Source organism: Rhodococcus jostii RHA1, assembly GCF_000014565.1.
GTDB classification, from domain to species: Bacteria; Actinomycetota; Actinomycetes; order Mycobacteriales; family Mycobacteriaceae; genus Rhodococcus_F; species Rhodococcus_F jostii_A.
The window spans coordinates 608881-629145 of the sequence record NC_008269.1 but is presented as its reverse complement, the minus strand read 5'-3'; the positions used below and the strand labels follow the sequence as shown (position 1 = coordinate 629145).

The window sequence follows — 20265 nt, the reverse complement described above, 5'->3', positions numbered from 1 at the left end:
CGCTGGAAGGGAATCACTTATGGAAGCCGTTTCAATCGCAGCTCTATGGAGTCGGCTACTCGACGGGGCTCCTGTCCGGCCCGATGACGATTTCTTCTTCGACCTCGAGGGGAACTCGTTGCTCGCTGCCTCGATCGTTTCCGAGCTTTCGCTATCCACGGGATTGCCGGTTGAACTCAGAGATCTTTATCTGGCCCCGACTCCGCGTGAGTTTGCCGGCTATCTCGACCATCTGAATCGACGCCTCGGCGAGTACCGCACGAATTTGGCCGCCGGGTTCGACCTCGGCGTCATCGCAGATGCCCTGGCCGAACTCGGCGCCTCCGCGGCGGACGCCCTGCTGCCCGAAGAGGTCACGCTCGCTTACGGCGATGGCGACGGATCCCGGGTTGCGTTGTTGCGTCAGGCTCGCGGAAACGGTGCCTGCACACGCCTTCCGATGCACGGAGGCGACGTGCTGATACGACGGGGAGGTACGGTGCTGCGGTTTGATTGCGACTCTGATCCTGCCGGCGTGCGGATCCTCGTCACCGACCATCCCACCGGGTCGAGCGATGCGGTCACCGGCCACTGACGCCGCCCCCGGCTCGATCGACGTCACACTGCGTCGGGTGATCGAGTCCGGATTGTGCGGGACGGACCCGATGCACCCAGCAGTGGTGCAGGGCGATGCCGTGCTGACCTATGGTGAGTTGCACACGAAATCGAGGGAACTCGCCGCGAAACTCACCTCTGGCACGGGCCCGGTTCTGATCAGCAAACCTCGGGGCGTGGAGTCGCTCACCGAAATGGTGGGATGCATTCTGGCGGAACGCCCGTTCGTACCGGTCACTCCAGATTCCACGATCGATCCGACCACCCTCCCCGACACACCGGAAGGTTGCGGATACCTGCTGACCACCTCGGGCACGTCGGGTGAACCGAAAGTCGTCGTCGGCTCGCGTAGCGGGCTGGCTCGCTATCTACAGTGGCAGCAGGCAGAGCTGGCCCTCGACCCGAGCGACGTGGTGTCCAACACTGCGGATCCGTGGTTCGATTTCTCGTTCAAGGAAACACTCGGCGCTCTGGTCGCCGGCGCGACGATCACCGTGACACCCCCTGCTGCGCTCGCCGGCGGCACGACGTTATTGACGTGGCTCGCCGAGCATCGGCCCACAATGGTGTGCCTCCTTCCGTCGATGCTGGCCCGGTTGGTTACTGCGATGGACCGCGCCGATCCGACTACGGTCCGCTCGGCGACCGAGCGTCTACGGCGAATCCTAGTGTCCGGAGAACCTTTTCCGCAGCCGCTGTTGAGACGTTGGCGAGCACACGCCCCTCACCCGGTCGTCATCAACCTGTATGGACCCACCGAGTCCACCGTGATCAAACTTCGCCACGTGCTCCCGGCGGGCGCCGAGGTACATACCGCGATCGTGCCCGTCGGCACACCGATACCGGGTACCGCGGTCGAATTCGTGCCGGTCGATGACCTCGACGATGCCCAGGAGCTTTGTATCGTCAGTGAGGACCTCGCACTGGGTTACCTCACGCCCGTGACCGGGTCGACCCGATTCGAGCGTGATGCGGCGGGCCGACGTCGACTGCGCACCGGAGATCTCGCCTCACTCGCGCCCGATGGCAGCGTCGTTGTGGAAGGCCGACTGGACCACGTCGTCAAGCGCCGCGGCGTCAAGGTCTCGTTGCCGGCCATCGAGGCAGCGGCGGTCGCTGTCCCGGCCGTCGACGCCGCAGCCGCGGTGGTGCAGCAGGGCGACCGGATCGTGTTGTACTGCGGTGTATCCGCAGGTTCGGACACTCTCTCACTTCGCGCTATTCGGATGGCGCTGCTCGACACGCTCGCCCCCGCCCAGTTGCCGGACAAGATCCTCGTAGTCACTCGACTCCCGTTGGACAGGCGAGCCAAGGTCGATCGTGCGGCACTTCGCAATGGCACGACGGGAAACTCATGAGCGTTCCCGACGTCGCAAATGAGCCGATAACGCCGGCACGTTCGCAGCCGAGAAGCATGCAGCGCCTGGTCGCAGGCGCTGCCGTGGACTCATTCGGCACCGGAATCAGCGCTGCCGCCACGATCCTCTACTTCGTCACGATCGTCGGTTTCACCGCCAACTCGGTCGTCGCCGCAATGTCGGCCGGCGCAATCTTCGGTGTCCTCAGTCCCATCCTCGTGGGACGACTGGCGGACCGCTTCGGGCTGATCAGGGTTTACTGCACTGCCCTCGCGTTGCGCGGAATCGGATTCGTCGCCTATGCCCTGGCCACCCAGTACGTCACCTTCCTCTTGTTGACGCTTCCGTTGATGGCACTGGAGGCGGCGACGCCGCCACTACAACAGTCGCTGGTAGCGCAGTTGTTCGCCGGTGATGCCCGAATCCGAGTGATGTCCTCGATCAGGGCCGCGCGCAATGTGGCACTCGGCGCCGGGACTCTCGTCGCGGGCGCCGCATTGACGACGCACTCGCAGCCGCTGGTAGCAGCCCTCCTCGCAATAAACGGGACCTCGTTTCTCATACTTGCGTGGGTCGTGCACTCGCTTCGACGCAGTGCAATCCCACCGGCCCAACAGCAGGAGAAGGACTGCGGAAGCTCGAGACCAGCATTGCGCAACCCAGCGTTTCTCAGCCTGGCCGGGCTCAACGGTCTGCTGCTGCTACACGACTCCGTCTTGTTTGTACTGCTGCCACTGTGGATGGTGTTGCGACTGGGTGCCTCGCCACTGTGGGTCTCACTGATGCTCGCGCTGAACACCGGGCTCACGGTGGCGATGCAACTGGGGTTCGGCCGCATTCGGCGGTTGACGACCGCGACGAACCCGACGTTGTTCGTCGCCGCCAGCGCCCTCGTCGCCGCATGTTTCTGCTGTCTCACCGCCGAACGACTCACCGGATCAGCGGCAATTGCCCTCTGCGCGGCGGCAGTTGCGTTACTCACCCTCGGTGAGAACCTCCATAGCATCGCGGCGTGGCAGGTGTCTTTCGAACTGGCTCCGGATGCCCGCCGCAGCGAGTACCTCAGCGCATTCAACAGCGGCTCCGGCCTCCAGCGAATTGTTGGACCGGTGCTCATGACCGGTGTGGTTCTCGCGCTGCCCACAACCGGCTGGCTTGTTCTGGCAATCGTCTTTGCCGCGGCCACCGTTGGCTTCACGACGATATCAACTGCCTCTCGGGGCAAAGACATTCACCTAGCGGCTTCGAAATGAGGCGAACGATGTCAGATCACGTGCTTGTCGTCGGTGGAGGCATGACCATGCCGGGGCTGTTGCGGTCCTTGGGCACCGATGTGCGGACGTCGGTCGTCTGCCAGCTGGCCATCGTGCCGAAACTGCGTGAGCAACATTTGCATCAGCGCATATTGGGGCTGCGGGCGGAGGCGAGCGACCAGGAGTGGCTGGCGATTGCGTCAGCGGTCCATCGCCTCGACCCATTCACCAAGATCGCTTCGTTCGCCGAACGGGATCAGGATCGGGCAGCCGTGATCGCAGAGGAACTCGGCCTTCCTATGCACACCAAGCAAACCATTCACTGGGTGCACCACAAGCCAAGCATGCGGGAGCGGCTGTCCGCGCTCGGCATGGACGACACACCGCACGCCATCGTCCGGTCCGTCGCCGAGCTGCGCGAGTTTGCACGGATCCACGGATTCCCGTGCATCGCCAAGCCCGCCGTCGGCGCAGGGAGCATAGGAATCCGCCAGATAGAAACCGAGGCCGATCTGGCGACCGCCTTCGATGCAGCCGACGTCACCGGCGAGTGGACCAGCGGAGGCGTGCTGGTCGAACGGCTGCACATCGGGGTGCAAGTCAGCGTGGAGGCATTTTCCGACGAAGGCACGCACGAAATCGTGTGCGTCACCCAGAAGTACTCCGACCCATTCACCCACGTCGAGGTAGGCCACGTGCTGCCAGCCGAGGTGAGTGCCGACCAGCTAACAGCGATCAGCACCTACGTCCGCTCGGTGCTGTCGGCTCTGGAGATCGGCTTCGGCCCGACCCACACCGAGTTGGTCCTGACCGAGAACGGGCCTCGGATCATCGAGACACACACCCGGCTCGCCGGCGATTGCATCCCCCAGCTGGTCCAGGACGCTCTTGCGGTGAACCTGACCGAGTACACCGTCCGCCAGGTCCTCGGCGAACGGAATCTCCTCGACGGGCTCCGCGCCGAGCTCGCCCACGCGGCGACGCGACCACCCAGGTACGAGGCAATCTGGTTCGCGTCAAGCGAGATGGACTGCACGCTCGAGTCGATAAGCGGCCTCGAGGCGGCTCGGCTCCGCGAGGGTGTGCGCGAGGTGGAGCTGTACCGCGCTGCTGGTGCCAGGTTGGAGCCACTGCGCGCTTCGAATTCACGGTTCGGACATGCTCGTGCGTATGCGGATGACCCCCGAGTAGCTGTTTTGCGAGCGCGAGAGGCCCTCGACGCGACCGAGATCCGGGTACTCCTCCCTCCCCTACGCTCAACCTCGCCTATTTGAACGGCTGCGGAATGCCTCGACCTGGGCGTCAAGGTCCTTGGCCATTACGCTGACCTGCGACTTCGACAGCGAGGTGATTCCGAGGGAATCGACGAGTTTCTCCATCCGGCGGGCGGAGGCGCCGAGCAGGTAGCAGGTGCCACCACCGAGGTCAGCGCACGCTCGGCACGCTTGCGGCGCTGGAGCAACCACTCTGGGAAATACGAACCCTGACGCAGCTTGGGGATCGCAATATCGAGAGTGCCGGCGCGGGTGTCGAAGTCGCGGTGTCGGTACCCGTTGCGGCTGTTGGTGCGGTCCTCGGAGCGTTCGCCGTAGCCGGCACCGCACAGGGTGTCGGCCTCGGCGCCCATGAGCGCCTCAATGAAGGTGGACAACAAGCTCCGCAGCAGGTCAGGGCTGGCCTCGGTGAGGCGATCGTTCGACGCGCATTCGGGCGTGATTCGGTGGGCGACCTCGCGGAGCCTGCGACCACCCCCGACGGCTGCGCCGAGGAGGCCGCCGAACAGGAACTGGTGCAGGTCGATATCGTGGGTAGTGGCCATCGCGTGCTCTTTCGTCGAGTCGAGTGTTGGTAGCTCTCTCGAAGAATCACGTGATGACCGCCTACTTTCCGGCTTGGACACGCCGGTGACGTCCTGATCCGGCTCGTACACCATTGTCATGGACGCAACCCTGCCCTGGCGGACGGCCAAACCACTGATCGGTCTCCTCGGCCAGGTTCTGCGGCCGGGCGCCAGACAATGCAGTGTGATCTAGTTCACACTGGACGATACGCTTCTTCTCGCACGGTTCAGAGCGGATGCCGGTGGCCATCGCTACACCTCCGCCACCCTGTGATCCGCGGCCACAAACAACGCTCGACCCGCCGCGCGAAGTGGTACAGCGGCGATGATCCTACGTATTGCCAGCGCAGGCACCACCTAGCGGAATGCCCGATTCCTACACACCAATGCGGTCGACGGATGCCGAACTTGACCGGCGAATTGTCCGACTTATCCCATCCGGGACTTTCGGCCTCGCGCGGTCGCCCGCTCGTCCTGTACAACTAAACAGGGATGCCGGTTTGTGACATGAACCACACCTAACCGTTATCTTACGACCCGATTACCCGGAGCTGAACGCTCAGCCCCGGAAGTACCCGCAGTGGCAGTGCGGATACTCGATCCGGACAGACGGAAGGACACCTCCCATGCTGCTGCCGATGTCGCCGACCGATTCGCTGTTCCTCCTCGGCGAATCCCGTGCGCATCCGATGCACGTCGGCGGCCTGGCGATCTTCACTCCACCGGACGGGGCCGACGCGGCCGAAATGGGGGCGATGTTCGAGACGGCGGCTGCCTCGGACGAGGTGGCCCCGCTGTTCCGCAAGCGGGCCCGCCGATCGGTGACCACCCTGGGACAGTGGGGTTGGGACACCGCGACCAACGTCGACGTCGACTATCACGTACACCGCAACGCCCTCCCCCGCCCGGGCGGCATGCCCGAACTGATGACATTGGTGTCGAGGCTGCACGGCACCCCACTCGACCGCAGCCGCCCGCTGTGGGAGATGCACCTGATCGAAGGCCTCACCGACGGCCGCTACGCGGTCTACACCAAGATCCACCATGCCCTCGCCGACGGAGCCTCCGCGATGAACCTGCTGCGCCGCAGCATGAGCGCGGACCCCACCCGCAGAAATATGCCCGCCCCCTGGCAACCCGCCGCACCCGCGACGACGACCGACCAGGCCCGGACAGCGCCACCACCATCGACGCCGACCAACCTGCGAGGCCTACCGGGCCAGGTCCTGCGCGGCGCCCGCGGCGCGGCCGGGGAGGTCGCCGGCCTGGCACCGGCGCTTGCCGGCACCGTGGACCGCGCCCTGCGCGCCGAGGGCGGACCGCTGTCGACACGGGCACCGCACACGATGTTCAACGTCGCAATCGGGGGCGCCCGGCACTTCGCCGCCCGGACCTGGCCGCTCGAACGGATCCGGCTACTCGCCAAGCACGCCGACGCCACCGTCAACGACATCATCCTGACGATGTCCGCCGGAGCACTGCGCAGCTACCTGCACGATCTCGGTGCGTTGCCCGCCGAGCCTCTGATCGCGATGGTCCCGGTGTCCCTGCGCCCCAACATCTCCGACACCGACCCGGAATCCCCGAGCGGGAACCGGATCGGGGTCCTGATGTGCAACCTCGCCACCCACCTACCCGACCCCGCCCACCGCCTCGACACCGTGCGCACCTGCATGCGCGAAGGCAAACACGCCCTGCACGCGATGAGCCCCGCCCAAGTACTGGCGATGAGCGCCCTCGGCGCCGCCCCCCTTGGCATCGAGATGCTCCTCGGCCGGCGGGGACCGCAGCGGCCGCCGTTCAACCTGGTGATCTCCAACGTCGCCGGACCCGACACCCCGCTGTATTGGAACGGCGCCCGCCTCGACTCCCTCTACCCACTGTCGATCCCGGTCACCGGACAAGCCCTGAACATCACCTGCACCAGCAGCGACGACCAACTCGTCTTCGGGTTGACCGGCTGTCGGCGCACCATCCCGAACCTGCACCCGATGCTCGACCACCTCGACCCCGAACTCGACGCCCTCGAACACGTCGTCGGCCTGTAACACCACCCTGGGCTCGCCGTGACGGCCATCGAAGGGGCGGCCGCAATGATCGAAAGCCCTACTCGACACCAGTTTTCCCGTACAGGAAGGAAGTGCGACCCTTCGATGAGCGCACCGAATACTTCTACCACCTCTCCACGACCCGGCCTCCACAGCACCTCGATCAGTACCGAGGAGATCAAAACCCGGATTGCGGCCCTATTCGCCGACCGCCACTCGACCAGCACCACCGGCACAGCACCGATGTCCGCCCGGTAGGAAGGAATCCCGTGAACACCCACAAAGCACTGCTCATGCTGCTGCTCGGCGGCACCGCCGCCCTTGAGGTCCTCCTCCGCCGCCCCACCCCACGGCGCCGCGGACAGGGCGCCCCCTTCCACGCCAACGGCTGACAACCTCGGTCTCGTGGCTCGTTCACGCTGCGAGGCTATTCCGGGCAAAGGACGGGGCACGCACCCTTGTTGCCCGGTCGGTCCAGCGGATCGGCGGCGGCTCGTACCGCCGCCTGTCCCCGACTGGTCACATAGCTAGAAGTCGACCCCGTGGCCCTCCAGCCACCGCGCCGGGGTGAACCACGGGGTATCGAGGTGGTTCTCCTTGTCGAGGGCGTCCAAGATCGCATGCGCGTCCGCCCCGCGGTAGCTCTCGTACATTCGAACATGAAGTCCTGAAAGCTTTTTCACTGCATCGAACAAAATGCCGTGACGGAACAGAACCGTCGAGGAAGGGCGCCCAACGATGTTGCCGCCGCGGACGGCTGCATCTCCGTCCACAACCTCCAGACACAACACCCTGCGGGGATCTGACGAGAGAACAACAAGCAGCAAATCCATATCGTGAGGTTTCGTCACCCCGTGCCATGTCCTTCTCCCCTCCGTGCCGCCGACTGCAACGGAGGTTCTTTCCGCCAAGAATTTCCGTCCGACTTATCATTTTCGATGCATGCGTGTCGAGCACAGCATTTTGGCTGAGGCGAGCATTGTGCAATGGACGTAGAGTGGGTGCATGAAAGGGACGAAGGAGTTGGAATGGCGCGCCAAATAGTTGTCGAACACGTCGACGATATCGACGGAACCCCCATCGTGGAGGGAAAGGGCGAAACGATCGGCTTCTCCGTAAATGGAATCGACTACGAGATCGACTTGTCAGCGAAGAATGCGAAAGAGTTCCACAAGAAACTCGATCACTACATCGATCACGCCACGAAAGTGGGTGGCCGCAAGAATCGATCCGCAGGCACACTCACATCGGCTGATGAGGTCAAGCGGAAACCTGCGCGGCGGGACCGTGACCATATGAGGGCAGTACGGGAATGGGCTCAGGAACAGGGCTATGACATCGGGGTCCGCGGGCGAATTCCCACCGAGATCGCGGACGCGTACAACGCTGCTCACTGACGACCGCCAGAAGAGCGCCGTTGTTATTTCAGCTCCGCGATCGGGTGGATGGAATGGCAGGCTGAAGGAGAGTCGGCATTCGCGGATGGCGTATCGGCGAGAGTTCCTGCACTAAATTCTGCTCCCAGACCTGCCATTCGACGCGCATGTCCGGTCTCGGAGCAACCGCGACCAATCCCCGCCCTTCCAATGAACCACTTGTCCTCAAGGAAAACCTCGATCTTCTTCACAGACTCTCGCCAGTATCCGACCACTTCTGACCAGCGCTATCAACAAAAATCGTGAAGCTGCGCCGGCGACGCAGGGGAGAAGATCTCGAAACGAGAGACGGTCCACCTCACCCCGATCGAGTGGGGAGATTCCGGAACCGCTCCTCCTCAATTCCGGCACCCGTATCCGCGGTCAACGACTCCTCACCGAGATTTGGCGACACCACCAGCGGATAAGACCATCTTCATTACGTCGGGATGGCGGTCGGTAGATGATGCGGATGATGCCCTCGCCGCCGTCCTTGGTGCTCATCGCTTCCCAACTACGGCGGCGAACCTGGTGGGCGCGGTCCGGTGTTCCAATCTGGCCCAGGCTGCGTCGGCGGTGAACGGCCCGAACGTGCAACACGTCCCGTCGTGGCGGTCGACTTCGACCACCCAGTACTCGGTCACATGGAGGGCTGCTACGGCGTCGACAACGGTGTCAGTCATCGGTGCTCCTTCGGAAGAGTGAAGCCTCGCGATTGCGTCAAGATCCATTGTCCGCCGACGCAAGCTTGCAGGGCGATGACGCGATACCGACACCGCCGACCAAGTCGACGGTGCGCAGAGGTCCGGTACGACCGACAGGTCGATCGCGACCCTCGCCCGCGCCCACTCCTCCGTATGCCCATCGGCAGAGCTGACGGGTGACATCTGCATCGTCGCGCAACTCGCTGAGCTTGCCCGGTGTCTTGATGCATGTCGGCATGCAGTACATCGGTGAGTGCAGCGACTTTGAATGATGCTCTACACAGTGCGAGAAGGCTGTTCTAGCCGATTCGATTTCTGCCAATGCCTTCGCGTAGTCAGGACCGCCCGAGATCGACGGCGCCGTCGATCCTGTCCGACCCGAAGTACCCCACCGACCGTGCGCCTGAACAGGGCGCGGGGTCGGCCGTGGAACGCAGCCGCGGGTGGCCTCACGCCGCCTGGCGCCGATCACTCGCCCGGGAATCCGACAGGCCCGGGCGCCGACGCCGTCATCCTCGACCTCGGGGACGCGGTGCCCACCCAGCACAAAGCCGATGCACGCCGCATCGTCGCCACAGCCACCGCCACCACGCCGGCGTGGGTACGCGTCAACGCCGTTCGATCCACCGACTGTGAATCCGACCTCGACGCCGTCGGAGCGACCGCGGCCGGTGACCCAGCGGTGCCCCGACGTCCCCCTGATCTGCGCCATCGAAACCGCACGCGGAGTCCTCGCTGCCGCCGACATCGCCCGCACACCCGGATGCACCTACCTCGCCATGGGTGGGGTGGACTGGTACCGGGACCTACGGGTCGCGGACGGCGCCGCCCCCTTGCAGCATGCCCGCTCCCACATCGTGCTCGCCGCCCGCGCAGCCGGACTTGCGCCACCGCTCGACAGCGTATTCACCCAACTCGACGACGACGCCGCCCTCACAGCCGAAGCCGAACCCTCCAGAGACCTCTGCTTCTTCGGGAAGTCGGCGATCCACCCCGTCCAGTTGCGCGCGATCCACCGGGTATTCACCCCCTCGCCCGACCAACTTGACTGGGCGCGCCGTGTCCTACTCGCATTCGAAGAAGCCGGGCACGCCGCACTGCGCATGCCGAACGGAGAGTTCGTCGACGCGCCGGTCGCCGCGCGGGCCACGGACCTGTTACGGGGCGCAACCAGCGTATAGCCGAACGTCAGTAGCGTGCCGTCGACGTTGCTTCGTGGTCATCAGGACGCGAGTCACCTGGACGAGCAGACCATCCAGCGTCGCATCATTACCCCACACCGTGATCTCGATCTGCTGGTCGACGACATCCTCGACCAGCAACCGCTCACCCACAGTCGCCGTCACCCCACCACGACCCCACCGCCAACAAACGCCCCGCCGGACGCGGCGCCCGCCAGAACCAGCAGATTCACCAACGCATCAACCTTCCGCCCACCCGCTCGACGCGAATACCAACTCCCCGGAGCCGGAACATCGACCGAGCACGCGGCGCAGCCAGATCGAACAACGGGTCGCGCTCCGCACCCCAGCGCGAGCAACGGTCCAGTCGATGAACGCCGTCTCTGCTCCATGCCTAGAGCAACTACGCGCGCACTCGTCTGCAACACCGGTAGTCGGTGATCAGGTTCGTACTGCCGATTCCGCTCCTCCCAAGGATATCGGCTGACCTGATCTCTCTAATTGATTGCGTGACAGAAGTTTTCGTGGTGTCGATGGATCACAAGGTATGCATTTTGCGGACGGAACGCAGGTTCGGCATCCACCGGTTCGAACCGGAATAACGCCCATTCTTTGAGACGCCCGAACCAGATACCCGGCGGCGACCAGCGAAGGCTCCGTGCCCTGTCGCTGCAACCCACACCTCATGACCTGAGGTAGGCCACCACATCTTCCTGAATACGCTTTGCGTAACCAACAATGCGCTCTGCTTGACTTTGCGTAATTCAGGCCGCATGCTGTTACGCAAGCTGCTGTGATGTGGGTTACACGCAGATGAGCGATCAGTTGAAGGGATGAGCAATCGATGCTGCAAATGGCCGACGTGCGCGAGAAGTATGGACTACCGGCGGATGAGGAAATCCTCGCCGGACTCGACGAGGGAGCGACACTGCCTGCGTCGTTCTACTACGCACCCGAGATGTACGCCCTCGAACAGGAAAAGATCTTCGCCAGGTCGTGGCAGTACGCGTGCCACGAATCGGCGGTCGCGAAGCCAGGCGATTACGCGGTAACCAAGGCCGGTTCCACACCGATCATCGTCACACACGGAAAGGACGGCAGACTCAGAGGTTTCGTCAACGTTTGCCGGCACCGAATGCATTCGATCGCCGAAGAGAACGGGAACAAACCACTACTGCAGTGCCCGTACCACGGCTGGACCTACGGGCTGGACGGGAAACTCAAGACAGCGCCCCGGTCTCAGCGTGAGATGAATTTCGAGTGTTCGACGATCTCGCTCGAGCCCGTGTCGGTCGAACGATGGGATCAGTGGATCTTCGTGAACCCGGATCCCGCAGCACCGCCGCTGGCATCCGTGACCGCGGACATCCGGGACCGCACCGACGAACTCAATACCGACCTGCGTGAGTACGAGTTCCAGATCCGCTACGAGTACGACATGGAATGCAACTGGAAGGTGTGGGCGGAGAACGCGGTCGAGTGTTACCACTGCCCGACACTGCACAAGTCGAGCTTCGGGAAGACCTACCACACAAATCCCGACGACTATGACGTCGACTCTGGCGAGAACACCATCTGGCACAACGGCCCGATCAAGTGGCTCCCCGGCAACGTCGATCCTGCCGGCCTCAAGGGATTCCGATTCGCATTCACATTTCCGTCGTCATTCTTCGCACTCGACGACTATGTCGGCTTCATCGGGAGCGTACAGCCCATCGCCCCCGAGAAATGCTGGGCATTCGTGGACATGTACGCCAAGCCCGGCGCGGACCCCGTCGTCGTCAAGGAATGGCTCGAGATGTGGGATCAGACCCTGATCGAGGACAAACGTGCGACCGACATCCAGCAGATCGGGTACCGCTCGGGCCGCGTCCCCACGGGACGCCTGATGCTCGACAGCGAGAGTCCGCTGCAAGCCTTCATGAAGACGACGCTGTCCGCGTTGTCGTCCTGAACCCCTCCCCCCTTGGACGAAAGACCGCACGATGGTGAAACTCTCAGTTGACCTACACAGATGCCAAGGCTACGCGAACTGCGTCGTCGCCTCCCCCGATGTATTCGATCTGTCTGACGAAGGGAAGGCCGAAATCCTGCAGACCCACATCCCTGACGACGACGTACCCGTCGTCGAGGAAGCGGTGCGGTCATGCCCCGCCTCAGCGCTGTCGATGGAGGGGACCCACTGATGCGCGCCGTGACAGTCGTCGGTGGATCGCTGGCGGGCGTGCAGGTAGTGAAGACGCTACGGAGCCGGGGGTTCGACGGTGCCATAACCCTCGTCGGTGACGAAGTCCACCTTCCATACGATCGTCCGCCGCTGTCCAAGTCCGTCCTCACCGGCGACGCTGACGCGAACACTCTCGGCTATCTGGACCGCGCCTGGTTCGACGAGAACGGGGTCGAGCTGAGGCTGGGCGAACGCGCAACACGCCTCGACATCACCGACCGGACCATCTATACCGACTCCAGCACACTGCACTTCGACGATCTCGTAATCGCGACCGGTGCCCGGGCGCGAAACCCTTTCACCAACACACCCACGGGTGTGTTCACCCTCCGAACCATTGACGACGCCCTCCGGATCCGCGACGCCCTGGCCGACGCGAAACATGTCGTGGTCGTCGGCGGCGGGTTCATCGGACTCGAGGTCGCCTCAGCCGCACGGTCCCGCGGCACCCAGGTCACCATCGTCGAGGCTGCAGAGATCCCCCTCTCCCGCAACGTCGGCACCGACGTCGCGCCTGCGCTCTCCGCCCTTGCCGGCACCCACGGCATCACACTGACGTGCGGACGATCCGTTGCATCGATCGACGGAACCGCCCACGTCGAGAGCATTACGCTCGACAACGGAACACTGATCCGCTGCGACACAGTCATCGTCGGAGTCGGCGCAATACCGAACACCGACTGGCTCACCGATTCCGGACTCGAACTCGGGCCCGCCGGCCTGGTATGCGACCGGACGGGCCGAGCCGCACCACACATCTGGGCCGCCGGCGATGTCTGCGCCTGGCGCGACACCAACGGGACACCACATCGGCACGAACACTGGACCTCGGCAGGCGAACAGGCACGAACTGTCGCACACAACCTCCTCGACAACGGTATTCGCACGGTCGAAGCAGCCCCGTTCGTCTGGTCCGATCAGTTCGGCAAGCGCATCAGCATCATCGGAGACACCACCGGGCACGACACCGTCCGATTCCTGTCCCGCGGCACCGAGGACCTGGGGGCGCTCTACTCACGCGACGATAAATTCGTCGGCGCGTGCGTCGTCGACCAACTGCGGTTGGTTCTCAAATGCCGGAAATGGGCCGCGGCCGGTACCCACACATCCGAAATCCCCGAGTGGGAACTGGCTGACCTCTGACGCCATTCACCCGACTCGCCGACACTGTCGAGGACACGTCCGATGAGTTCAGCGAAAGAACCACGCACAACGATTCCCCCACAACACGACACCGACGAGGCCGGATCCATGCTGCGCACACTCACGTGGCGCGACGGATTCGTCTTCGCACTCAACATGCCGATCGGCCTCTTCCTGACCCTGGGCTACACGGTCGGTGCGATCGGCGGATGGACCGCCATCGCCATCTGGGGCGTCGCCTGCGCACTCGCCTTCCTGCAGAACAACCTGTTCGCCGAGATGGCCGCCATGTTCCCCAACCGGTCCGGCGGCATCTCAGTCTATGCCTACGAAGGATGGAAACGGCACTTCGCGCCGCTCGGCGCCATCGCCGCGTTCGGCTACTGGATGGGCTGGTCGCTGTCCCTGTCCGTCGAGGGCGTCGTCCTCGGCACCCTGATCGAACAGGCCTTCTTTCCCGACTCGCACATCGCACTTCAACTTCCGATCGGCCACGAACTCGGCCTGCCGTACCTGATCGCCATCGGCGCGATCTTCACCGCCTGGGCACTGAACTACTTCGGCGTCAAACTCGCCGCCGGCGCCGCCAAGGTGACCGGCATCCTCCTGGTCATAGGATTGCTGGTACTCACGGTCGGCCCCTTCGTGGCCTCCGGTTCCGACTTCGACATCAGCCGAATCAGTTGGACAGGCGCCAGTTCCCCCTTCGGATGGAAGGAAGTTGTGGTCTGGTTCTACATCACCGCTTGGACCACCTACGGAACCGAGGTGTGCGCCAGCTTCGCCGCCGAATACAAGAACCCCGTCAGGGACACGGCAAGAGCGCTGCGCATCTCGGCCGCCTTCATCCTCGGGCTGTACATCGTCGTCCCCTACGTCGTCGTCGGCGCCCTCGGCGAGGAAACGATCGGCCTGAACCCAGTGAACTACATCGGCCTCGCGTTCGACCGCATACTCGGCGGCTACTCCTGGCTCGGCCAACTCCCCGTCATGGCCGCCTTCATCATCGCCATGATGACAGCCACCGCCGACGGCGGCCGCTCCCTCTACGGCATCTCACGATCCGGCGGAACCATCAAACAATTGGGCGTGCTCAACAAGTACGGCGTTCCCGGTCGCGCCCTGACCACCGACATGCTGATCAACATCACCGTGCTGATCGTGCTCGGCGAACCCATCGCCATCCTGCTCGCCAGCAATCTCGGCTACCTCACCGCCGTCACTCTCGCCGTCGGCGCATTCGTCCTCCTTCGCCGCGACCAACCACACCTGCACCGCCCACTGAAACTCCCCCACTACTGGGTCCCGATCGCCTGCCTACTCTTCGCCGTCAATGCGTTCGCGATCGTGATCGGCATCTCCAACCCGAGCCTGACCGGCTACGGCGGGATCAGCGAAACAATCGCCGGCGTCGGGATCCTGCTATTCGCCTGCGTGCTCTGGTACTACCGCCAGCGAGTGCAGGAACGACAACGCATCGAGTGGCGTGTCAAGGACGAACCCCCACCCGCGGTCCACGGACCCGCACATCGAAACCCGCAACCGCAGAATCGGAAACCGTGAATTCCGAACATATCTGAACTCTCCCCAACCCAAAAATACGAGGAGTCACAACACCATGAAAGCGATCCGCGTACACGAGTACGACCGCACACCGTCCCTCGACGACGTTCCGGAACCCGTCGTGAAAGGCCCCTTCGACGTCATCGTCAAGGTCCGCGGCGCCGGAGTGTGCCGCACCGACCTGCACATCATCGAGGGCCAATGGCAAACCAAGAGCGGCGTCGCCCTGCCCTACACAATCGGACACGAGAACGCCGGCACCGTCACCGAGATCGGTTCCGCCGTCACGAACGTGGCGGTCGGCGACTCGGTGATCCTGCATCCCCTCGCCACCTGCGGCCTCTGTCTGGCATGCCGCCGCGGGGACGACGTGCACTGCACCGACTCCGAGTTCCCCGGTATCGACGTCGAGGGCGGCATGGCCGAATATCTCCGCACCTCCGCACGAAGCGTCGTCAAGCTCGCCCCGTCACTCGAACCGGCGGATGTCGCGGCTCTCGCGGACGCGGGCCTCACCGCATACCACGCGGCACGCAAGGCCGCGGAGCACCTCCGCCCCGGCCACAACGTCGTCGTGATCGGAGCCGGTGGCCTCGGGCACATCGGCATCCAGGTGCTCGAAGCCCTCACCTCCGCCCGGATCATCGTCGTCGACCAGTCGGCACCGGCGCTCGAACTCGCCAAGGAAGTCGGCGCGGACGCCACCGTCGTCGCAGACGGAACCGAAGCGGAGCAGGTGCTCGCCCTGACCGACGGCGACGGCGCCGAGGCTGTGCTCGATTTCGTTGGCGAGGGCTCCGCCCTGGCGTCGGGCGTCGGGATGCTCCGCCGAGCGGGCAACTACTACGTCATCGGTTACGGCGGCACCCTCGAGATCCCGACCATCGACATCATCAGCACCGAGATCAATTTCATCGGCAACCTCGTCGGCACCTACAACGACCTGGTCGAACTGATGGCCCTCGCCGCGCAGGGACGAGTACACCTGCACACGGTGAAGTACCGCTTCTCCGACTTCCAGCAGGCACTCGACGATCTGCACCACGGTGCCGTCCGGGGACGGGCAGTGCTGGTTCCCGACGATGAGTTCACGGCCACAACCCGAGGTTGACGCGAAATCAGTCGTACGAGGAGCACCATTCCGGTTTGCGTAACGAATAGACTGACGGGGTGCGCAAAGTGACGTTGAACGGAAACCATGAACCATCCGTAGCCTCGCAGGCACTTCCGCCGGAAGGCCTCGACGACGTGGACCGTGGGATCCTCCGGCTACTGCAGGAGGACGGGCGGATGCCGTACCGCCAGATCGCACGCGAACTAGGCGTCTCCGAAGGCACGGTCCGCATCCGCCTCGGCCGCATGCAAGAATCCGGAGTGTTGAACGTCGTCGCCATCGCAGACCCCTTCCGCCTGGGCTACCGGGTGCTCGCATTCCTGCTGCTCCGGGTCGAACCCGGCAAACAGGACCATGTCGTCGACACACTCACCACCTGGCAGGAAGCAACCTACGTGTCATCGTGCATCGGCCGCGCCGACATCTACGTCCAGCTGGTGTGCCGGGACAACGACCACCTCAACGAACTGCTGCACCGACGCCTCCCCGACATCGGGGGCGTCCGAGAGTACGAGACCTTCATGGAGCTGAAGATGCACAAGGTCTCCTACGAATACTCCCCTTCCTGACGCGCCTCCCTCGAGGTTCATCTACGCACCGAGGTACGCGGCGCGCCGTCTTCAGGTTCCTACGAATCGAAACGAGGAACGGCGATGATCCTCATCGTTGTCAAATTCAACGTTCTCCCACAATTCCAAGACAGCTGGCCATCGATCACCCGTGCCTTCACCGCCGACACCCGCAACGAAGAAGGCAACCTCTGGTTCGAGTGGTCGCGCAGCATCGACCGCGACGACGAGTACGTCCTCGTCGAAGCCTTCCGCGATACGCACGCCGGCGAGACCCACGTCGCATCCGACCACTTCCGGCAAGGCCTGGAATCGATACGACCGACACTCGCCGAAACACCACTCATCATTCACACCGAGGTCGCCAGCTCGCAGTGGTCACACATGGCTGAACTGGCCGTCAACCACGAACCCACCCACTGACATCTGAAATCCGATATCGAATTGTTCAGCATCACAGCATGATTGGAGCACCATGACCGGACGACTAGCAGACAAGGTTGCCTTCATTACCGGCGCCGCCCGCGGCCAAGGCCGCAGTCACGCAGAACGCCTGGCCGAAGAAGGCGCGGACATCATCGCCGTCGACATCTGCGGAGAGGTCGGCCGAACCACCAACTTCTACCCCGCCGCCACCGAAGAGGACCTCGCCGAGACAGTCCGGCTCGTCGAAAAGCACGGACGCCGAATCATCGCCTATACAGCGGACGTTCGTGATTTCACTGCCCTCGAGGCCGGGCTCTCCTCCGCCGTCGCCGAACTCGGCCGACTCGACATCGTTGCAGCGAACGCAGGGATCTTCCAGTTCGGTGTCGAGGTCCCCGATATCCCCGTCGACGACTGGCGCGACGTCATCGACGTCAACCTCACCGGCGTCTTCAACACCTGCAAGGCAGCCGTCCCACACATCGTCGACGGTCGCCGCGGCGGCTCCGTCGTCATCACCTCATCGGACGCCGGCGTCAAGGGGTTCGCCCGATTCGGCCACTATGTGGCGTCCAAACACGGCGTCATCGGACTCATGCGCACACTCACCATGGAACTTGCACCGCATTCCATCCGCGTGAATGTCGTGGCACCCACGAACTGCAACACCGACATGATCCAGAACGACGCCGTTTGGAAACTCTTCCGCCCCGACCGCGAGAACCCGACCTTCGAGGAATTCGCGGAGGCATCGTCGACCCTGCTGGCGCTACCCGAGCCTTGGGTCGAGCCTGCCGACGTCTCCAATGCACTGCTGTTCCTCGCCTCGGACGAGGCCCGGTTCATCACGGGCGTGACGCTACCGGTGGACGGTGGGTCCGCCGCGATCTGAATCTCACCGAACCGATCGTGCGGTGGTGGCCTCCGCCAGTCAGCGGAGGCCACCAGCGTGGACAATGCGCCACTGGCCCGGTCCGCGTGCAATGTGGTCGCGAGAAGTCGGCGCACGGGTCGGCTCTCAGGGACGACTCCGACAGATATCCCGGGGGAGGAGTGTGGCGTACCGGATGTTGTCGACTTCGAGGAGTCGAGAGACCCAGCGTTCCGACCCCTCGCTTTGAAGCCGCCGTGCGATGGCATCCCATGCCTCGTCGCGTCGCGATAGGGCCGTAGTTGGCCAGATCTTCACCGCGGATGGCCAGTGCGGCAGCGTGGGTATCTGCCCGTTCCGTAACGCACGCACCTACGCGAATCCGGTCCCTGTATCCCTGTTACTCGACGGGTTTGATCCACACCGCTTCGCTTCGGTCGTCGAAGTCTAGTTCATACTCCCCCGTCGATTCTGAGTACCTGACCGGTCATGTAGACGGACTCAGGTGAGGCGAGATAGCGGACCAGTCCTGCAATGTCGTTGGGTGACCCGACGCGGGTCAGCTGCGATTTCAGGTCGGCATTCGCCTGCGGGGCTTCGCGCATCCGCTGGGTCAGCCGGCCGGTTGCAATGATTCCCGGGGCCACGCAGTTCGCGCGTATGCCGCGGGGTGCCAGGTCCTTCGCGAGGTATCGGGTGTAGTGCGCTACGGCCGCTTTCGCAATTCCGTAGTGGGCATAGCTGCCGTCGGATGTGGGTTCGACACCGTTCAGCGAGGACATGGTGATGATGGATCCGTCGCTGCCAAGGGTCAGCGCCGGTAATGTGGCGGTGACGGTAGCGATTGTTCCGATCAGGTTTCTCCGCAGAACGATGTGGAGGTCGTCGAGATCTATTGCGGAGGCGCGATTCCCGTCTAGGGGCCCGGTCCCGCCCCCGGCGTTGCACACGAGGGCATTCAGTGCGCCCCATCGGTCGATGATGGCCGAGGTGCACTCTTGCAGTGCTGCGGCATCGGTGGTGTCCGCTTCGACGGCCAGGACGTCGGCGTTCAGGTCGTGCAGTTCGTCGAGGACCGATCCGTGTTCGTTCTCGTCGCGGAACTCCCGGTATCCGTCGAAGTTGATGTCGACCACGGCGATCGCGTATCCGTCGCGGGCGAGGGTGCACGCGATGTGTCGGCCGATCCCTCGGGCCGCGCCGGTGACGAGCGCAATTCCTTTCGTCATCGCACTACCGTCAGACCGCCGTCGACGACCAGGGTCTGTCCCGTGATCCAGCGTGCCCGGTCGGATAGGAGGAACGCGGCAGCGTCGGCTATGTCCTCGGGTGTTCCCCTCGTAGGCCGGGCGACCCGATCGTGCATCCGCTCGGCGTATGCGGGGTCGCGGGTGGCGACGTCGGCCATGGGGGTGGCGATCGGTCCTGGCGCGACAGCGTTGACCCGGATGTTGCGCGGTGCGAGGGAGACGGCCAGTCCCGAGGTGAGGGAGTTGATCGCGCCTTTGGTGGTTCCGTAGGCCCAGTTCGTTTCGGTGGCGAGGAAGGCTGCGGTGGAGGAAATGTTCACTATGGCTCCGCGCGTCATGTGTCTGGTTGCGTGGGCGGTGACGAGGTAGGTTCCGTGGACGTTGACCCGCCATAGCAAATCGACGTCATCGGGGCTGGTCATCCCGACGGACCCACTTCGATAGATGCCTGCGGCGTTGACAACCCGGTCGGGGATCGCACCTCGGGATGCAAGGTCCTCGAAGCATTTCTCTACCTGTGTCTCGTCGGTGATATCCAGAGGGGTGAGAAGCACCGCGGGTTCGTCGTTCCAGTGGGCATGGAGGGCTTCTTCATCGCGATCGATGGCCACCACTTGGCGGCCATCGTCGAGGAGTCGCAGGGTCGTTGCTGCTCCGATGCCCGAGCCGGCACCGGTCACCAACGCGACGGTGTTCGTGTTCACGTCTC

Annotated in this window: 20 protein-coding genes and 2 pseudogenes; 17 read left to right on the top strand and 5 right to left on the bottom strand. The window is 63.9% G+C overall.

Annotated features, from left to right (window positions below; genetic code table 11):
• Positions 1-19: 19 nt before the first annotated feature.
• The 4 genes from RHA1_RS38645 to RHA1_RS38630 are packed head-to-tail and all read left to right on the top strand — an operon-like array spanning position 20 to position 4479.
• On the top strand, positions 20-574 hold the full coding sequence (locus RHA1_RS38645) for an acyl carrier protein (RefSeq protein WP_007299749.1): 555 nt from the start codon (positions 20-22) through the stop codon (positions 572-574).
• A 37-nt stretch (positions 575-611) separates the two neighbouring features.
• On the top strand, positions 612-1952 hold the full coding sequence (locus RHA1_RS38640; RefSeq protein WP_237720563.1) for an AMP-binding protein: 1341 nt from the start codon (positions 612-614) through the stop codon (positions 1950-1952).
• Between the two features lie 56 nt (positions 1953-2008).
• The gene (locus RHA1_RS38635) at positions 2009-3205 is read left to right on the top strand and encodes an MFS transporter (protein ID WP_007299747.1); all 1197 of its coding nucleotides are present in this window, start codon (positions 2009-2011) and stop codon (positions 3203-3205) included.
• 8 nt (positions 3206-3213) lie between these two features.
• Positions 3214-4479 (top strand): ATP-grasp domain-containing protein, encoded by a 1266-nt coding sequence (locus RHA1_RS38630; RefSeq protein WP_007299746.1) that lies wholly within the window; start codon positions 3214-3216, stop codon positions 4477-4479.
• Here the strand turns inward: RHA1_RS38630 and RHA1_RS47385 are convergent.
• Positions 4480-5024: pseudogene (locus tag RHA1_RS47385) on the bottom strand (transposase); the annotation flags it as partial. It abuts the gene before it with no gap.
• Positions 5025-5671: 647 nt separating this feature from the next.
• On the opposite strand from RHA1_RS47385, the gene RHA1_RS38620 reads away from it, so the two are divergent.
• Together RHA1_RS38620 and RHA1_RS53040 are read left to right on the top strand one after the other, a co-directional pair.
• Complete coding sequence (locus RHA1_RS38620; protein ID WP_007299743.1) at positions 5672-7093, top strand: WS/DGAT/MGAT family O-acyltransferase; 1422 nt, start codon at positions 5672-5674, stop codon at positions 7091-7093.
• A gap of 269 nt (positions 7094-7362) precedes the next feature.
• Entirely contained in the window at positions 7363-7485 is a 123-nt protein-coding gene (locus RHA1_RS53040; RefSeq protein WP_009472307.1) for a hypothetical protein, read from the top strand.
• 135 nt (positions 7486-7620) lie between these two features.
• Here the strand turns inward: RHA1_RS53040 and RHA1_RS53035 are convergent, their stop codons facing one another.
• A complete protein-coding gene (locus RHA1_RS53035; protein ID WP_272942785.1) occupies positions 7621-7746 on the bottom strand; it encodes a hypothetical protein in 126 nt (41 codons plus the stop codon).
• 375 nt (positions 7747-8121) lie between these two features.
• Here RHA1_RS53035 and RHA1_RS38610 point away from each other — a divergent pair, with 375 nt between their 5' ends.
• Complete coding sequence (locus RHA1_RS38610; protein WP_007299741.1) at positions 8122-8490, top strand: histone-like nucleoid-structuring protein Lsr2; 369 nt, start codon at positions 8122-8124, stop codon at positions 8488-8490.
• A 518-nt stretch (positions 8491-9008) separates the two neighbouring features.
• Here RHA1_RS38610 and RHA1_RS38605 read toward each other — a convergent pair.
• Positions 9009-9191, bottom strand: coding sequence for a hypothetical protein (locus RHA1_RS38605; protein WP_007299740.1), 183 nt, complete (start codon positions 9189-9191; stop codon positions 9009-9011).
• A gap of 289 nt (positions 9192-9480) precedes the next feature.
• Between RHA1_RS38605 and RHA1_RS53785 the strand changes: the two are divergent.
• The 10 genes and pseudogenes from RHA1_RS53785 to RHA1_RS38555 all read left to right on the top strand — a co-directional run.
• Positions 9481-9813: pseudogene (locus RHA1_RS53785) on the top strand (hypothetical protein); the annotation flags it as partial.
• A 31-nt stretch (positions 9814-9844) separates the two neighbouring features.
• Positions 9845-10393 (top strand): HpcH/HpaI aldolase/citrate lyase family protein, encoded by a 549-nt coding sequence (locus RHA1_RS38600; RefSeq protein ID WP_007299739.1) that lies wholly within the window; start codon positions 9845-9847, stop codon positions 10391-10393.
• An 844-nt stretch (positions 10394-11237) separates the two neighbouring features.
• The gene (locus RHA1_RS38590; protein WP_007299738.1) at positions 11238-12347 is read left to right on the top strand and encodes an aromatic ring-hydroxylating oxygenase subunit alpha; all 1110 of its coding nucleotides are present in this window, start codon (positions 11238-11240) and stop codon (positions 12345-12347) included.
• A gap of 31 nt (positions 12348-12378) precedes the next feature.
• Positions 12379-12579, top strand: coding sequence for a ferredoxin (locus tag RHA1_RS38585; protein ID WP_007299737.1), 201 nt, complete (start codon positions 12379-12381; stop codon positions 12577-12579).
• A complete protein-coding gene (locus RHA1_RS38580) occupies positions 12579-13763 on the top strand; it encodes an NAD(P)/FAD-dependent oxidoreductase (RefSeq protein WP_007299736.1) in 1185 nt (394 codons plus the stop codon). Before RHA1_RS38585 ends, RHA1_RS38580 begins: the two co-directional genes overlap by 1 nt.
• A gap of 42 nt (positions 13764-13805) precedes the next feature.
• Entirely contained in the window at positions 13806-15326 is a 1521-nt protein-coding gene (locus RHA1_RS38575) for an APC family permease (protein WP_011599375.1), read from the top strand.
• A gap of 55 nt (positions 15327-15381) precedes the next feature.
• Positions 15382-16437 carry an NAD(P)-dependent alcohol dehydrogenase gene (locus RHA1_RS38570; protein ID WP_007299734.1) on the top strand — a complete coding sequence of 352 codons (1056 nt, stop codon included), beginning with the start codon at positions 15382-15384 and terminating at the stop codon, positions 16435-16437.
• 68 nt (positions 16438-16505) lie between these two features.
• Entirely contained in the window at positions 16506-17009 is a 504-nt protein-coding gene (locus RHA1_RS38565) for an Lrp/AsnC family transcriptional regulator (protein ID WP_011599374.1), read from the top strand.
• A gap of 84 nt (positions 17010-17093) precedes the next feature.
• Positions 17094-17432 (top strand): putative quinol monooxygenase, encoded by a 339-nt coding sequence (locus tag RHA1_RS38560; RefSeq protein WP_007299732.1) that lies wholly within the window; start codon positions 17094-17096, stop codon positions 17430-17432.
• A 52-nt stretch (positions 17433-17484) separates the two neighbouring features.
• Positions 17485-18327 carry a mycofactocin-coupled SDR family oxidoreductase gene (locus tag RHA1_RS38555; RefSeq protein ID WP_007299731.1) on the top strand — a complete coding sequence of 281 codons (843 nt, stop codon included), beginning with the start codon at positions 17485-17487 and terminating at the stop codon, positions 18325-18327.
• A gap of 431 nt (positions 18328-18758) precedes the next feature.
• Here the strand turns inward: RHA1_RS38555 and RHA1_RS38550 are convergent, their stop codons facing one another.
• Both RHA1_RS38550 and RHA1_RS38545 read right to left on the bottom strand, forming a co-directional pair.
• Positions 18759-19535, bottom strand: coding sequence for an SDR family NAD(P)-dependent oxidoreductase (locus RHA1_RS38550; RefSeq protein ID WP_011599373.1), 777 nt, complete (start codon positions 19533-19535; stop codon positions 18759-18761).
• Entirely contained in the window at positions 19532-20260 is a 729-nt protein-coding gene (locus tag RHA1_RS38545; protein ID WP_007299729.1) for an SDR family NAD(P)-dependent oxidoreductase, read from the bottom strand. The genes RHA1_RS38550 and RHA1_RS38545 overlap by 4 nt, the downstream gene beginning before the upstream one ends.
• Between the last annotated feature and the right edge of the window lie 5 nt (positions 20261-20265).